This is a genomic window from Brachybacterium sp. J153 (assembly GCF_036311905.1).
In the GTDB taxonomy this organism is placed as follows: Bacteria; Actinomycetota; Actinomycetes; order Actinomycetales; family Dermabacteraceae; genus Brachybacterium.
The window spans coordinates 122,485-137,220 of the sequence record NZ_JAZDCH010000026.1 but is presented as its reverse complement, the minus strand read 5'-3'; the positions used below and the strand labels follow the sequence as shown (position 1 = coordinate 137,220).

The following is a 14,736-nucleotide window of genomic DNA, read 5'->3' as shown; positions in this document are numbered from 1 at the left end:
TGCCGACCCCTCCCCCGAGCACGAGGAGCACCCGATGCGCGCGATCCTGATCGAGTCCGAGGGGGCGACCCCGCGTCTGCTCGAGGACGCCGACGAGTCGCTGCTGGACGGCGCGGTCGCCGTGGACGTGGAGTACTCCTCCCTCAACTACAAGGACGGCATGGCCCTCGCGGGGCGGGGCATCGTGCGCCGCCACCCGCTGATCCCGGGCATCGACCTGGTCGGCACGGTCACGGAGTCGGCCGACGGGCGCTTCGCGCCGGGCGATGCGGTGGTGCTGAACGGCGACGGGATCGGCGAGACGCGGCACGGCGGCTTCGCGACCCGCGCCCGGGTGCGGCCCGACGCTCTCGTGCGCCTGCCGGAGGCGATCTCCCCCGCTCGCGCCGCGGCGATCGGCACCGCGGGCTTCACCGCCATGCTCGCCTTGCACCGCCTGGAGGACGCGGGGCTGTCCCCGGAGGACGGGGACGTGCTGGTCACGGGCGCCTCGGGCGGGGCCGGGTCGATCGCGGTGGCGCTGCTCGCCGCCCGCGGGCACCGCGTGGTCGCGGCGACCGGACGGCAGGAGGAGAACGGCGAGCTGCTGCGCGCGCTCGGCGCCGCGGAGGTGATCGACCGCGACGAGCTGCTCGCGGCCGACGGGAGGCCTTTGCAGTCACAGCGCTGGGCCGCCGCGGTCGACGGCGTCGGCTCCGCGACCCTCGCGAACGTCCTCGCGCAGACCCGCTGGGGCGGGACGGTCGCCGCCTACGGCCTCGCCCAGGGCCCGGATCTGCCGACCACGGTCCTGCCCTTCATCCTGCGCCAGGTGACGCTCGCGGGCGTGAACTCGGTGGACGCCCCCCGCGCCGTCCGGGAGCGGGCGTGGGCAGGGCTCGCCGCGGAGCTCGACCTCGCCCTGCTGGACTCCCTGACGGCGACCGTCGGGCTCGCCGGAGTGCTGCCGCTCGCGGAGCGGATCCTCGCCGGACAGGTGAGCGGCCGGACCGTCGTGGACGTGCGGGCCTGAGCCGCTGCGCTCAGCGCACCTGGGTGCGGCGCACCAGCAGCAGCCAGACGCCCGCGGCGAGGAGCGCGATCCCCGCGGTCACGCCCATCCACGGGCCCCATCCCATGGTCAGGACGCGCAGGAGCGCCGCGCCGAGGCCGTCGATCAGCACCAGCCCTGCGAAGATCGCGACCCCGATCACGCCGAGCGCTCCGCCCAGCGTCCAGAGGAAGGGCTGGCCGAGGCGGAGGAAGGCGGCGGTGATCGCCGCGCCGAGGAACAGCATCGCCGTGATCACCAGGAAGGACTGGATCGTGGTCTGCCACAGCGGCCCGGTCCCCACGTAGACGACGTCGAAGAAGCGCACGCCGAGCCCGAAACCGTCGGTCGCGACCTCGATCGCCTTGCCGACCGTGATGACGCCGGTGTAGAGCACCGCGTTGGCGAGGAACAGCAGCCCGGCGCCCAGGGCGTACTCGCGACGGGTGATCCCCAGGCCCAGGGCGAGGGGGAAGAACTGCCCCATCGACGTGAACCCGTAGCCGATCAGCGGGCCGAGGATCGCGAAGATCGCCCCGTTGAAGCGCATGCCCTCGTGCATGCCGACCCGCGCCTCGGGGCCGATCGCGCCGACGATCGCCCCGATCACCAGCACGATCGCGAGGGACAGGACGAGTGCTGTCGCGGGCCAGCCGATGGCCTGCATGGTGTTGACGGTGTGCATCCGGATGACGCTGCGGTGACGCATGGCGGGTCCTCTCAGGCGGCGGTGCGGTGGACGATGTAGTCCTGCAGCGAGACGGGCGTGACGTCGAGGCCCCGGCGCCGGGCGCCCTCCTCGTCGTGCAGCGCGTCGCGGTGCAGGGTGGCGGTGGCGAGGGCACCGAGCTCGTCGAGACGCAGCACCTCGGCCCCGGCGACGAAGTCGGCGACATCGCCCGCCCGCCCCGAGACCTGCAGCGACGCCGCGCGCAGGGTGTCGACGTCGTCGTCGATCACGACGCGGCCCTGGTCCAGGACCACCACGTGCTCGAGCAGGTTCGCGACCTCGTCGATGTGATGGGTCGAGAGCACGACGGTGCGGGGGTGCTCGGCGTAGTCGGCCAGCAGCCGGTCGTAGAAGAGGCGGCGGGCGACGGCGTCGAGCCCCAGGTAGGGCTCGTCGAAGAAGGTCAGCGGGGCCCGCGAGGCGAGGCCGACGATGATGCCGACGGCGGAGAGCTGACCCCGGGAGAGCTTCTTGATCGGGCGCTTCTCGGGGAGGCGGAAGTCGGCCACGAGCTCCCGGGCGAGCGCCTCGTCCCAGGCCGGGTGGAGATCGCGGGCGATGCGCAGCAGGTCCAGCGGGCGGAAGCCGTCCGGGTAGGACTGGCTCTCCTGGATGAAGCAGGTGCGCGAGAGCACGGCGACGTTCTCGAGCGGGTCCTCGCCGAGCAGCCGGATCCGCCCCGAGCTCGCGAAGAGCTGCCCGGTGACGAGCTTCATGAGGGTGGTCTTCCCGGCGCCGTTGCGACCGAGCAGACCGTGGATCCGGTCCTGCTCGAGGGAGAGGGTGATGCGGTCCGCGGCGAGGACGTCGCGGAAACGTTTGGTCAGGTCGTGGGTCTGGAGGGCGGTCATGCGGTGGGTCCCTTCGTGATCAGGCGGGCGAGCTCGGCGGGGGTGATCCCCAGCCGGTCCGCCTCGCGCAGGAGGGGGTCGAGGTAGGTCCTCGCGAAGTCCTCGCGACGACGGGCGCGCAGGGCCTGGACGGCCCCGTCGGCGACATACATGCCCAGCCCCCGGCGCTTGACCAGCACGCCGGCGTCGACCAGGAGGTTCAGGCCCTTGCCGGCGGTCGCGGGATTGATCCGCAGGAAGCCGGCGAGCTCGTTGGTGGAGGGGACGGCGGTGCCCTCGGGGTGGCTGCCGTCGAGGATGCCGTCCTCGATCTGCTCGGCGACGACCACGAAGAGCGGTCGGTTCTCGTCGACCACGGCACCTCCCGGAACACCTTCATCGGTTCATTACTCGACTAATGAACCATGGAACCGGCATCGGGTCAAGCCTCCCGCGGCGGCCGTAGCGTGGCCCCATGCGCGCGATGACGATCACCCCCGAGCACCGCCTCCTCCTCACCGACCTCCCGGAGCCCTCCCCGGCCCCCGGCGAGGTGCTCGTGGACGTGGTCGCCGCCGGGGTGAACCGTGCCGATCTGCTGCAGGTCGCCGGGGGCTATCCGCCGCCCGCCGGAGCCTCCGAGCTGCCGGGGCTCGAGGTCGCCGGTCGGCGCCGCGACACCGGGGCACCGGTCGTGGCGCTCCTCGCCGGGGGCGGCTACGCCGAGGTCGTCGCGGTTCCCGAGGGCCAGCTCCTCCCCGCTCCCGCCGGGGTGGAGGCGGTCCCGGCGGCCGGGGTGCCCGAGGTCGCCGCGACCGTGGTCTCGAACCTCGTCCTCGAGGCGGGGCTGCGCACGGGCGAGACCGTGCTGATCCACGGGGCCTCGGGCGGCATCGGCACCGCCGCGGTGCAGATCGCCCACCGCCTGGGTGCCCGGGTGCTCGCCGTGACCGGCTCCCCCGAGGCCTGCGGGTCGGCGCGCGCTCTCGGGGCCGACGCCGCCTGGGACCGCCGCACCACGGATCTCCCCGCGGCCGTCGCCGCCGAGGGCGGGGCCGACGTGATCCTCGACGTGGTGGGCGGGTCGCTGCTGGCCGAGAACGTGGCGATGCTGCGCGAGCGGGGCCGCCTGGTGATCATCGGGACCCTCGGCGGTGCACGGGGCGAGCTGCCGATCGGCCTCCTCATGGGCCGCCGGGCCCGGATCCTCGGGACCACCCTCCGCTCACGACCCGCCGCGGAGAAGCAGGAGATCCTCGCGCGCACCCAGGACCTGGTGTGGCCGCTCCTCGCGGACGGCTCAGTCCGCGTGCCGGTGCACGCACGGCTCCCGCTCGAGGAGGCGGAGGAGGCTCACGGGATGCTCCGCCGCGGCGGCCACCTCGGCAAGGTGATCCTCGAGGTGGATCTCAGCGGCGCATGGTGAAGCGGACCGAGCTCCAGGCGACGCGGGCGGCGGAGTCCTCCGGACGGCGCCGACACGTCGGATGCGGGAGGGGTTCTCGGCAGACGCTGGTGAGGCGGTCCCGGCAGTGCGCGGAACGACGATGCGCGGTCGCCGCGGCTCCGCGGCTCTCGCGCGGCTCGTTCTGCTCTGCCATGGAGGTGGTCCTCGATCCTGGGTCGTCGCCATCCGGTTTTCTCGGCCCGACAACAATGCCTCGGAAACCAATGGTTTCCGACAGGTATCCACAAACCTCACCCCCTCTTTCACCCTGTGAGGCTCGGCACATACGATAGGACAGTTCCGCATTCCTGCGGCCCTCGCGGAGTGCGCGACCAGCCTCCTGCTCGCCGAGGAGCACACCCGCTCGCTCGAGGCGCGCCGGCTCCAGCTGCAGCTCGCGGCCGACCTCGGAGACGGACACCTGCACAACGACGCCCTCGCCAACATCGCGCTGATCCAGGCCCTCGCGGGGCGGATCGACCTCGCACGCGCGACCCTCGCGGGGATCCGCCCCGCGGACTGGCCGGCCGACTGGGCCTTCGACCACAGCAGCACGTCCCAGCACATCGCCCAGGCCTGGGTCGACCTCGACGACGGGCAGCCCGCGCAGGCGCTCGAGGCCCTCGCACCGCTCGAACCCCATCTGGCGGCCTCCGAGCTGTGGCATCTGGCCAGCGGGGTCCGCTCGGTCGCGAAAGCGATGGAGGGCCGCGCCCATGAGGCCGGCCTCGAGCACCATCGGATCGTCGGCGAGCGGATCACCGACCACTCCCTGCCTTCGGTCCGTCGGCGCGTCGCCGTGGTCAGCACCCTGCTCGAGGTGATGGAGGGCCGTGCCCCGGCTCGTCCGCGCGGCGAGGACCTCCGCGGCGCGCCGTCGATGCGCGTCTCGCTGCTCGCAGCCGGCGAGGCCGCCGCGGGACGGGTCGACGAGGCACTGTCGCTGCTGGTGCGCGCCGAGGCCTCGGCGCACTCGCCGCTCGAACGGATCTCGGCCGTGCTCGGCTCGGTGCTGATCGCCCAGCGGTACCGCGGGGACGCCGAGCTCGTGCGCCACGCCACCCGGCTGGCGGACCTGCTCGACGGCACGAGCCCGCGCTGGCTGCTCGCGATGACCCCCCAGCCGGTCCGCGAGGCGACCCTCGCAACGCTGCTCGCCGCCGGGCAGCTCGAGCCGCATCGGGTGCTCCGGGAGAACTACACGCTGATCCCGCCCCGGAGCGAGGGCACGGGCCTGCTCCTCGCCTCCCCGCCCCAGCTCACCCCGCGCGAGCGCCAGGTGCTGGACCTCCTGGTCCAGACCGAGCGCCGGGCGACGATCGCGGAACGGCTGTTCGTCTCGCCGAACACGGTGAAGACGCAGCTGCGCTCGCTGTACGGCAAGCTCGGGGCCACGAACCGGGAGCAGGCGCTGTCGCAGGCGATGGCCTGGGGGATGCTGGGCTCCCCGCCGGACGATCAGCCGCGCAGCGACTCGAGCACGAGCACCGTGCCGTCCTGGTAGACCGACTCGGTGACGACGTCCGCGACGTCCTTGACGCCCTGCGGCGCCTGACCCATCGCGACCCCCACGCCCGCCCAGGCGAGCATCTCGACGTCGTTGAACCCGTCCCCGACCGCCACCGTGCGGCTCGGATCGATGCCCAGCCGCTCGCGCAGCTCCTCGAGGGCGCTCGCCTTGGAGATGCCGGGCGCGGCCATGTCCAGCCAGGCCGTCCAGCCGATCGAGTACTCGACGCCGTGCACCCCGGACTCCGCGATGACCTCGCTGAACTCCTGCGGCGAGAGGTCGGGGACGTGGACCACGACCCGCACCGCCTCGAGCTCGAGCAGCGTGTCGAGGTCGCTCTCGATCGCCTCGACGCCGAAGCTCGCGTCCTGGAAGCCGGCGGTGGCGTGGAAGGTGCCGTCGGCCATCTCGACCGCGTAGTGGGCGTCCGGGGCGACCTCGCGCAGGGTGCGCAGGGCGTGGCCGGGCTGGAAGCTGCGGGTGCCGATCACGCGATGGCCGCCGTCGGCCTCCGGATCCATCTCGAGCATGACCGCCCCGTTCGAGCAGACGGCGAAGCCGCGGGTGATGCCGGCGGCCTCGACGATCGGTACGGTCGCCCCGAGCGAGCGACCGGTCGCGATGACCACGGTGTGCTCCGCGGCGGCCGCGCGCAGCGCCTCCCGCATGGCGGGCGACATGGTGCCGTCGTGGTCCACGAGGGTGCCGTCGACGTCGAGACCGATCAGCAGCTGCTCCCCGGAGAGCTCCCCGAGATGCTCGCGCAGCAGATCGCGGGTGGGGGCGGCGGCGGGGAGAGTCATGCCGTCCACTGTCCCAGGCCGATCTGACGCCCGGGTGAACCTGCGGTGACGCAGGGCCTGCAGGAGCCGTCGGATCATGCGACGACCTCGAAGACCTCGCGGCCCCCGAGGTACGGCCGCAGACCCTCCGGGATGACGACCGAGCCGTCGGCCTGCTGGTGGTTCTCGAGGATCGCCGCGAGGAAGCGGGTGGTGCCGAGGGTGCCGTTGAGCGTGGCGACGGGACGCAGACCGTCCTCGGTGCGCTCACGGATGTTCAGCCGCCGCGCCTGGAACTGGGTGGTGTTCGAGGTGGAGGTCAGCTCGCGATAGGTCTCCTGCGAGGGCATCCACGCCTCGCAGTCGAACTTGCGCGCCGCGGAGGTGCCCAGGTCGCCGGCGGCGGTGTCGATGATCCGGTAGGGCACGTCGATCTTCGCCATCATCTGCCGCTCCCAGTCCAGCAGCCGCTCGTGCTCCGCGTAGGAGTCCTCGATGCGGCAGTAGGAGAACATCTCCACCTTGTGGAACTGGTGCACCCGGATGATCCCGCGGGTGTCCTTGCCGTAGCTGCCCGCCTCGCGGCGGTAGCAGGCGCTCCAGCCGGCGTAGCGCAGCGGTCCGTCCGAGAGGTCGAGGACCTCGTCCTTGTGGTAGCCGGCGAGCGCGACCTCGCTCGTGCCGACGAGGTAGAGGTCGTCGCCCTTGTCGAGGTGGTAGACCTCGTCGGCGTGCTCGCCGAGGAAGCCGGTGCCCTCCATCGACTCGGGCAGCACCAGGGTGGGGGTGATCATCGGGGTGAAGCCGGCCTGGGTGGCCTGGTCGATCGCGGCGTTGAGGACCGCGAGCTCGAGCTGGGCGCCGACGCCGGTGAGGAAGTAGAAGCGGCTGCCGGAGACCTTCGCGCCGCGCGCCATGTCGATCGCGCGCAGTCCCTCGGCGATCTCGAGGTGGTCCTTGACCTGGGCCTCGAAGGTCGGGATCTCGCCGACGGTCTCGCGGACCACGAAGTCCTCCTCGAGGCCCTCGGGGGCGCCCTCGGCGAGGTTGGGGATGGCGCGCAGCGCGGTGTCGCGGGTCACGGCGGCCTCCGCGGCCTCCGCCTCGAGCCGCTTGACGTCGGCCGCGAGCTGCTTGACCTCGCCGAGCAGCGCCTGCTTCTCCTCGCCCGTCGCCTGGGCGACCTGCTTGCCGAAGGCCTTCTGCTGGGCCCGCGCGTTCTCGAAGGCGGTGGTCGCCTCGCGCCAGCGGGAATCCGCGGTGAGGACCGCGTCGACGGTCTCGGGGTCACGACGACGGGCCCGCTGGGCGTCGCGGACGGCTTCGGGGTTCTCGCGCAGGTGCCGCAGATCGATCATTCCCCCAGGGTACCCAAGGCCCCGCTCGCGATTACCCTGACCGCATGGACGTCACCCTGCTCGCCCTCAGCATCGTCTCGGTCGTCACGACCATCGTGACGATCGCCCTGCTCGTCGTCGTGCTGCGCCGCCTCGGCCGCCACCGTCGGGAGCTCGCCGCCCTGAAGTCCGCCGCCGAGCGTCGCAGCGCAGGGCGGGAGGAGCCTCCGACGGAGGGTGGTTCAGACACTGGAGTCGCCGGCGCCTCCGGCATTAGCGGCCCGACGGACCGGCTGCGCCGGGTCGCCGTCGTGCTGAACCCCTCGAAGTTCTCCGGCACCGACGCCTTCCGCCGCCAGATCACCGAGGCGGTCGAGCGGATCGAGGGGGCGGAGACCGCGTTCTACGAGACCACGATCGACGACCCCGGTCGGGGGCAGACGGAGCAGGCCCTCGCCGACGGGGCGGACCTGGTGATGGCGGCGGGCGGCGACGGCACCGTGCGCATGGTCGCCTCCGTGCTCGCGGGCACCGACACCCCGATGGGCATCATCCCGGCGGGCACCGGGAACCTGCTCGCGCGCAATGTGTCGATCCCGCTCGAGGATCCGACGGCGGCGATGGTCGCGGCCCTCACCGGCGAGGACCACCCGGTGGACGTCGGCTGGCTGCGCGTGGGCGGCTCGGCGAGCGCGGCCCGCTCGGCGCAGAAGCAGATCTTCCTGGTCATCGCCGGTTTCGGCGCGGATGCCGAGATGATCGGTTACACCGATCCGCAGATGAAGAAACGGATCGGTTGGATCGCCTACATCTTCGGCGGGATCCGCACCGTGATGGGCCGCTCGGTCGATGTGGTGGTGCAGCTGCCGGACGAGACCCGGCACGCCCACAAGGCCCGCACGGTGCTGCTGGGCAATGTCGGCAAGCTGCCCGGAGGCTTCGTGCTGATGCCCGATGCGACGATCGACAACGGCCGCCTCGAGGTGGTCGTGGCCGGCTGGCGCGGGGCGGCGGGCTTCAGCCAGGTCGCCGCGCAGGTGGTGAACCCGAAGCTGCGCCCGACCTTCGGGCCGAAGCTCTCCACGGTCGAGCGCTACCTGACCACCGGCGTGAAGGTCACGACCGCGAAGCCGCAGCCGGTGCAGCTCGACGGGGACACGGACGTCGAGGCGACCCACCTGATCGCGACCGTCGACCCCGGGGCGCTGCACCTGCGGGTGCCGGAGGGGCTGGACGGCACGGCGGGCTGACGCCGCCCCGTCACTCCGGGAGCTTGCCGCTGCGGGCGAGCTCCGGGTCGGTGCAGGAGGACAGGTCGAAGCAGCACGGGCGGCGGGAGCCGTGGCGGAGCTTGTCGATCGAGACCTCGACGCGGCGGGCCCGGGTGTCCTCGCTGCGGGTGGCGCGGACCCAGCGCACCCATTCCCAACGGGCCATGGGGGTGAGCGCGGGCCAGGTGTCCGCGAGGTCGTCCGCCTCCTCGAGGGCGGCGGCGAGGTCCTCGGGGACCTCGGGCTCGGGCCACTCGGCGCGGGTGGTGAGGGTGACGGCGAGGCTCGTGCCCTCGGTGAGGTCGAGTTCGTCGATGAGCGCGGTGTCGAGGTCGATCCAGTGGCCCTTGCGGCCGTCGGGCTCGAGCACGGTGGTCAGCGGATACTCCTCGAGCGTGCCCTCCACGGCGACCTGACCGCGGGAGGGCAGCTTCGCGCTGAGGTCCTCGGGCAGCGGCAGGATCAGCCGCTCGCCGATCGCGCGCACGGTCGCGCGGCCGGTGACAGTGACGGGGGCCTTGGCCGCCATGTCAGATCGCCGCCCCGGGATCGGCGGGGGTGATCATGCCGCTGAGCCGTTCGAGCCACGCGTGGGCCTCGTCGTAGGCGTGGTCGACGAAGTCCTCGCGCACTTCGGGCTGGGTGCCGTCGACCCGAGGGTAGGACCCGAGGTAGTGCACGACGGGGCAGAGGCGGTGCAGGGCGCGCAGAGCGGCGGCGACCCGGCGGTCCTCGAGGTGGCCCTCGAGGTCGATCGAGAAGGAGTAGCGGCCGAGGAAGTCGCCGACGGGCCGGGACTCGATCCGGGACATGTTCACCCCGTTGGACCCGAGGATCTCGAGCGCCTCGAGCAGGGCGCCCGAGCGGTTGTGCGGCAGCTGGACGACGACCGTGGTCTTGTCGGCCCCGGTGCGGGCGGGGATGCGGCCCTCCCGGGTGACGAGCACGAAGCGGGTGATCGCCCCCTCGTGGTCCTCGATGCCCTCGGCGAGGACGGTGAGGCCGAAGTGTTCGGCGGCGAGCGGCGAGCAGACGGCGGCCCGGCCCCGAGCGGACTCGGCGTCGAGGGCGGCGAGGTCGCGGGCCGCGGCGGCGGTCGAGGAGGAGGCGGCGACCTGGGCGGTCGGCACGTTCGCGCGGAGCCAGCCCTGCACCTGCGCCTGGGCGTGCGGGTGGGAGGAGACGGTGGTGAGCTCGTCGAGCGGCGTGTCCTCGCGCGCGGCCAGGACGAAGGTGATCTGCACGGTCTGCTCGGCGACGATGGTGATCGAGTCCGTCGCGGCGAGCACGTCGAGGGTGCCGGAGACGCCGCCCTCGACGGAGTTCTCGATCGGAGCCATGAGCGCGTCGACGTCCCCGGCGAGCAGGGCGGTGGTCGCAGTGGCCACGGAGGAGAAGGGCACGGTCTCGGGGGCCGACGCGCCGGGCTCCGCGGGGATCTCGGCGAGGGCCTGCAGGAGGGCCTGGTGGGTGAAGGTCGTCTCGGGGCCGAGGAATCCGTACCGCATGGGGGAAGGGTACTCGGCGCCCCGGGGCGCGCCGCGGCCCGTGTCAGCGCCGCACGGGCCGTTCACCGTCGCCGATCCAGTAGCGGCGCTTCCCGTCGCGGATGTCCTCGAGGGTGCCGCCCGCGCCCTCGATGGTGCGGCGCGAGGCGGTGTTGTCGGCGTCGCAGGTGATCAGCACCGGGTCGATGCCGAGCCCGGCCGCGATCTCAAGACCCTGAGCGAGGGCCGCGGTGGCGACGCCCCTGCAGCGGGCGCCGGGGCGAACGGAGTAGCCGATGTGTCCTCCCACCTCGAGAAGGAACGGCGTGAGCTGATGGCGGACGGCGAGGAAGCCGAGCACCTGCCCGGTTCCGGACTCTCGGATCCAGCGACTCGTGCAGTGGACCCACCCGTCGGCGAGCTCCGTGGCGGGGTCCTCCTCCGCCAGGCGCCGGGCGACGAACTCGCTGAGCTCGTCGTCGGTCCGCGGCGTGCGAGAGGGGTCGGTGATACCGGAGCCGTCCACGGCAGTCCCGGCGAAGTCGGCGAAGCAGTCCGCGACCTCGTCGCGCAGGGCGAGGGTCGGTGGCACGAGCTCGATGTCCACAGGCATCGGATGATCGTACGGGGTCAGAACGGCGGGCCCTGCTCCCAGTACTCGCGGTTCTCCTCGTCGGGGTCGAGCGGTGGGTCGTGCAGGGGGTCCGCCGGTCCCCATTCCTGCAGGATCCGGTCGATCTCGCCGTTCGCCTGCATCTGGTCGAGGTCCCGGCGCCAGCAGAACTCCTCCCACGACTCCATGAGCGCCTTGGCGTGATGGGGCGCGGCGAGGTCACCGCGGGGTGCGACGCGGGTGGTGATCAGGGCCGGGGAGCCGACCGTCCAGGTGGTGGCGCCGTCGGGCTCCCGCACGGGATCGATGCGCCCGGCGGTCTTCAGATCGTGGTGCCTCCAGTCGAGGCGGTGGAGGTTGTGGAGGCTGGTCGGTCCGCCGCGGGCCGGATCGGCGTGGTCGAACTCCTCGATGTGGTCGTTCTCGGCGTCGTCGGTGGTGGTGTGCGTGCAACAGGGGGCGGCGCAGCGCGGGTGCAGGAGCCGCAGGTGCTCCACCTGCTCGGCGGAGGGGCGGTAGCGCTCGGCGGGCAGCGGGAGGAATCCGCCGTCCGCGGCGTCGGCGAAGACGCGGTGCCAGACGGGCTCGGCGGCGGCGAGGTCGCGGGCCATCTGTGCAGGCAGCGGGTGGATCCCGTCGTACAGGGCCGGAGTGTCGCTGAGGCCCATCAGGGTGAGCACGGGGACGACGACGTTCACGCGGTGCCGCGGCGCGGGGATCTCGACCCCGCCGGTGTCGAGCTGGGTGCGCAGGAGGATCGCGTAGCGCAGCGCCGCCTGGCTCATGGCCTTCCCGTCGCGGGCCACGTCCCCGTCGAGGTCGAAGGGGATCGGCTCGCCCTGCTCGAGGGCGCGGCGCTGCCGGGCCTGGACGGTCTTCGCGGAGCGGTCCAGGCGCCGGGCGAGGTCGAGGATCTCGGGGATCGGGCCGGTGATGCGCAGGCAGGCGGTGCCGTCGTCGTGCAGGGAGTTCTCGAGGGACACGTCGCGCAGCGACTCGGGCCGCGGGGCGCTCATCTCGCGGTCGAACCAGGAGCGCAACTGGCGCAGCTCGTCACGGAAGCGGTCCGCAGGCACGGAGGCGAGATCCCAGGAGGCGACGATCTCGTCGACCTGGGCGCGCTGGACGGCGGTGAGGTCGCGGACCGCCTTCAGCATGCGCGTGTGCCATTCAACGGGCATGTCCCCGGCGGTGAGTCGTTCGAAGGTCGCGGGCATCTCGGTCACGGCGGTGTGCGCGTCCGCGATCCGATAGGAGGCGATCGCGGTGGTGGTGCGGGTCGCGATCGCGACGGCGAGGCTGCGCTCCTCGCGGTCGTCGTCGAGGTCGGGGTCCTCGTGGTCGATCCAGAAGGGGGCGAGGTCGGCGAGCCGGCGCGCGTGGCGCCGGGAGTCCTCTCGCTCCTCCTCGAGCAGGCGCGCGATGGTGCGAGCGTCGGCGCCGGGCTCGACGCCGCCACGGCGCAGGAGGGTGTCCTCGGTGAGCCGTGCACGTGCCCGCACGCGGGCACGGGGAGGGGCCGTGGCGGTGCGCGGCACAGGGCCGCGTGAGGCGGGAGCGCGGAAGGCCGACGGTCGGGCCGACGAGCTGCGCGAGGACAGCGCAGAGGCGGGGGACGGCACGGAGCGGTGGTCCGTCGTGGTCATCGCCCCCACCTCCTCGTGGACTCGTCGTCGATGCCGCCGTGCTGGGTGTTCCGTCTGGTCATCACCCTACGGACCCACCCTGACATTCGAAGCGCCCGACCGCCACGGACCGACGGGAGATGTGGATCCGGAGGCGATGTGGAGGAACGGTCGAAGCGCTGACCGAGGTCAGCTCTCCCGCAGATCCAGCACCCAGCGCTGCGCCCGACGGGTGCCGCCCGCGGGGTGCGGGACGAGCTCGCCCGTCGGCCGGGCGCCGAGAGTGCGGGCGACGGTCTGCGAGGCGGTGTTGTCCGGGGCGATCAGGAGCACGGCCTCGGACGTCGCCGTCCCGCGCCTTGCAGGCAGGTCCCGCGCCCGGTCGGCCAGTGCCGCCGCCAGAGGCGCGCCGAGACCGCTTCCCCGGGCCTCTGCGAACAGCCAGTAGGTCAGCGCCACCTGGCCCGGTCCGAGTCCTGGCGCGAGGCGGTTCAGCCCTCCCCCGCCGAGCAGCCGGCCGCTGCCCTCCTCGAGCGCGGCGAGCTCGCGGAGCGGCCCGTCGGCCCGCCAGCGCGCGCACCGGGCCAGGAACTGCTCGAGCGAGGCGGCGGTCCAGGGCCGCCCGATGATCTCGAGGGCCAGCGCCTCGTCCTGACCGGCGAGGATCTCCGGTCCGTGCTGCGGGCCGAGGGGCTCGAGGCGGATCCTCACCGTCGGTGGGCCAGCACCGCCCGTACGGCGGCGAGGATCGCGGCGTCGTCGGCCCCGCGTGCGCGGGCCTCCTCGAGCGGCGCGGTCAGCAGCTCCACGAGGGTCGGATCCGCCGCGCCGGCCGCCGGGAGGCGCAGCGCGCCGAGCTGCCGGCGGGCCTCGTTCTCCGCCCCCGCGGCGACGGTGGTGCCCGCGCCGCGGCGGGTGCTGACGATACCGGCCTCCTCGAGCTCCTTGTAGGCGCGGGCGACGGTGCCGGCGGCGAGGCCGAGGTCGCCGGCGAGGACGCGGATCGCGGGGAGGCGGTCGCCGGGGCGCAGCTCTCCCCCGCGGATCTGCTCGAGGATCTCGCGACGGACCTGCTCGTAGGGCGGGGTGGGATTGTCCATGTCGACCACGATATGGGTCATCCCGCGACCCCCTCGACCGCGACGGTCGCAGCCGATGCTCGAGCCCGCGGCCCCGAGCGGGCGAGGACCTCCGGGACCATCACCATCGCGAGGCCGAGCGGGAGGGCGAGCAGGCCCACGACGATCCCACTCGCGGCGATCCAGGTGCCGGCCTGCATCCCCGCGGTGATCGCGTATTCGCCGCGCACCAGCAGCAGCGGACGCAGGAGCGCGAGCGCGACCGGCACCGTGCAGGCAGCCGCGGCGAGGACCACGGCCCCGGCCACGGAGGTCGCGGAGCGGCGGCGCAGCAGCAGGTCGTGCGCGTCGTCGCTCGGCCGGCGACGGAGGATCAGCGCGAGCGCTCCACCGGCGACGAGCACCAGGATCAGCATCCCCGCGGCGATCGTCACGGTGTAGTCGCCGCCCGGGAAGGGGCCGTAGGCCACGCCGTGGCCGAGGTCGTCGCCCGACGGCGGGGCCTCGATCGCGAACGTGGACCCGTCGGCCGCGAGCAGCAGCCCGGTGAGGGCCACGAGGGCGAGGACGGCGAGCGTGAGGGCGACGAGCACCGCGGCGGCCCGTGGGAGGAGGGTGCCCAGGGTGCGTCGGCGCAGGGAGGCCCGGCGCACCGCGACCTGCGGGGCGGGGAGGGTGAGCTCGCCGGCCGCGATCGCGAGGAGGAGCACGATGCCGCCCGCCGCGGGTCCGAGCGCGGCGAGGGACCCTGCGTCGGCCGACCGCCCCGACGCGGCGGCGACGATGACCAGCATCATCACGACCATGCCGAGCAGGAGGCCCACCCAGCGGGCGGCGAGCGCGCCGCGGTGCAGGCCCGTGCGCTCGGCGCCGAGAGCGCGTGCGAGCAGGAGCGCGATGAGCACGACGGGCAGCGCGACCAGCATCATCAGGGGCAGGAGCGGGCCGACGACCATGAGGACCTCCGTGAGGAACGGGCGGCGATGCCCGACGAC

17 protein-coding genes are annotated in these 14,736 nt (G+C 73.5%); 4 read left to right on the top strand and 13 right to left on the bottom strand.

All coding sequences use genetic code 11. From position 1 onward, the window contains the following. Positions 1-34: 34 nt before the first annotated feature. Positions 35-1,012, top strand: coding sequence for an MDR family oxidoreductase (locus V1258_RS13290; protein WP_329750132.1), 978 nt, complete (start codon positions 35-37; stop codon positions 1,010-1,012). A 10-nt stretch (positions 1,013-1,022) separates the two neighbouring features. Here the strand turns inward: V1258_RS13290 and V1258_RS13285 are convergent, their stop codons facing one another. Genes V1258_RS13285 through V1258_RS13275 form a run of 3 tightly spaced genes read right to left on the bottom strand, consistent with a single transcriptional unit; the run spans position 1,023 to position 2,967 of the window. Next, a complete protein-coding gene (locus tag V1258_RS13285) occupies positions 1,023-1,739 on the bottom strand; it encodes a hypothetical protein (protein ID WP_329750131.1) in 717 nt (238 codons plus the stop codon). Positions 1,740-1,750: 11 nt separating this feature from the next. After that, positions 1,751-2,611, bottom strand: a complete 861-nt coding sequence (locus tag V1258_RS13280; RefSeq protein ID WP_329750130.1) for an ABC transporter ATP-binding protein — start codon at positions 2,609-2,611, stop codon at positions 1,751-1,753. Next, entirely contained in the window at positions 2,608-2,967 is a 360-nt protein-coding gene (locus V1258_RS13275) for a GntR family transcriptional regulator (RefSeq protein WP_329750129.1), read from the bottom strand. Before V1258_RS13275 ends, V1258_RS13280 begins: the two co-directional genes overlap by 4 nt. Positions 2,968-3,065: 98 nt before the next feature. On the opposite strand from V1258_RS13275, the gene V1258_RS13270 reads away from it, so the two are divergent. Further along, the gene (locus V1258_RS13270; protein WP_329750128.1) at positions 3,066-4,016 is read left to right on the top strand and encodes an NAD(P)H-quinone oxidoreductase; all 951 of its coding nucleotides are present in this window, start codon (positions 3,066-3,068) and stop codon (positions 4,014-4,016) included. Here V1258_RS13270 and V1258_RS13265 read toward each other — a convergent pair. After that, on the bottom strand, positions 4,000-4,191 hold the full coding sequence (locus V1258_RS13265; protein ID WP_329750127.1) for a hypothetical protein: 192 nt from the start codon (positions 4,189-4,191) through the stop codon (positions 4,000-4,002). The genes V1258_RS13270 and V1258_RS13265 overlap by 17 nt on opposite strands. 546 nt (positions 4,192-4,737) lie before the next feature. On the opposite strand from V1258_RS13265, the gene V1258_RS13260 reads away from it, so the two are divergent. Next, positions 4,738-5,541 (top strand): helix-turn-helix transcriptional regulator, encoded by an 804-nt coding sequence (locus V1258_RS13260; protein ID WP_329750126.1) that lies wholly within the window; start codon positions 4,738-4,740, stop codon positions 5,539-5,541. On the opposite strand, the gene V1258_RS13255 is transcribed toward V1258_RS13260, so the two are convergent. Further along, positions 5,496-6,350 carry an HAD family hydrolase gene (locus V1258_RS13255; RefSeq protein ID WP_329750125.1) on the bottom strand — a complete coding sequence of 285 codons (855 nt, stop codon included), beginning with the start codon at positions 6,348-6,350 and terminating at the stop codon, positions 5,496-5,498. The two genes, V1258_RS13260 and V1258_RS13255, sit on opposite strands and share 46 nt — an antisense overlap. A gap of 74 nt (positions 6,351-6,424) precedes the next feature. Next, entirely contained in the window at positions 6,425-7,687 is a 1,263-nt protein-coding gene (gene serS, locus V1258_RS13250; RefSeq protein ID WP_329750124.1) for a serine--tRNA ligase, read from the bottom strand. A gap of 44 nt (positions 7,688-7,731) precedes the next feature. Between serS and V1258_RS13245 the strand changes: the two genes are divergently transcribed. Then, positions 7,732-8,916: a diacylglycerol/lipid kinase family protein gene (locus V1258_RS13245; RefSeq protein WP_329747057.1), complete on the top strand. Its 1,185-nt coding sequence runs from the start codon at positions 7,732-7,734 to the stop codon at positions 8,914-8,916. 10 nt (positions 8,917-8,926) lie between these two features. Here V1258_RS13245 and V1258_RS13240 read toward each other — a convergent pair whose 3' ends face one another. The 7 genes from V1258_RS13240 to V1258_RS13210 all read right to left on the bottom strand — a co-directional run bounded on the left by V1258_RS13240 (position 8,927) and on the right by V1258_RS13210 (position 14,697). Further along, positions 8,927-9,466: a YdeI/OmpD-associated family protein gene (locus V1258_RS13240; RefSeq protein WP_329750123.1), complete on the bottom strand. Its 540-nt coding sequence runs from the start codon at positions 9,464-9,466 to the stop codon at positions 8,927-8,929. Between the two features lies 1 nt (position 9,467). After that, positions 9,468-10,445 carry a prephenate dehydratase gene (gene pheA / locus V1258_RS13235; protein ID WP_329750122.1) on the bottom strand — a complete coding sequence of 326 codons (978 nt, stop codon included), beginning with the start codon at positions 10,443-10,445 and terminating at the stop codon, positions 9,468-9,470. Between the two features lie 43 nt (positions 10,446-10,488). After that, positions 10,489-11,037 carry a GNAT family N-acetyltransferase gene (locus V1258_RS13230; protein ID WP_259881637.1) on the bottom strand — a complete coding sequence of 183 codons (549 nt, stop codon included), beginning with the start codon at positions 11,035-11,037 and terminating at the stop codon, positions 10,489-10,491. A 17-nt stretch (positions 11,038-11,054) separates the two neighbouring features. Further along, entirely contained in the window at positions 11,055-12,683 is a 1,629-nt protein-coding gene (locus V1258_RS13225) for an HNH endonuclease (RefSeq protein ID WP_329750121.1), read from the bottom strand. Between the two features lie 168 nt (positions 12,684-12,851). Then, entirely contained in the window at positions 12,852-13,373 is a 522-nt protein-coding gene (locus V1258_RS13220) for a GNAT family N-acetyltransferase (protein ID WP_329750120.1), read from the bottom strand. Further along, positions 13,370-13,783 carry a GntR family transcriptional regulator gene (locus tag V1258_RS13215; RefSeq protein WP_329750119.1) on the bottom strand — a complete coding sequence of 138 codons (414 nt, stop codon included), beginning with the start codon at positions 13,781-13,783 and terminating at the stop codon, positions 13,370-13,372. The genes V1258_RS13220 and V1258_RS13215 overlap by 4 nt, the downstream gene beginning before the upstream one ends. Further along, positions 13,780-14,697: a hypothetical protein gene (locus V1258_RS13210; protein ID WP_329750118.1), complete on the bottom strand. Its 918-nt coding sequence runs from the start codon at positions 14,695-14,697 to the stop codon at positions 13,780-13,782. The genes V1258_RS13215 and V1258_RS13210 overlap by 4 nt, the downstream gene beginning before the upstream one ends. Positions 14,698-14,736 lie beyond the last annotated feature (39 nt).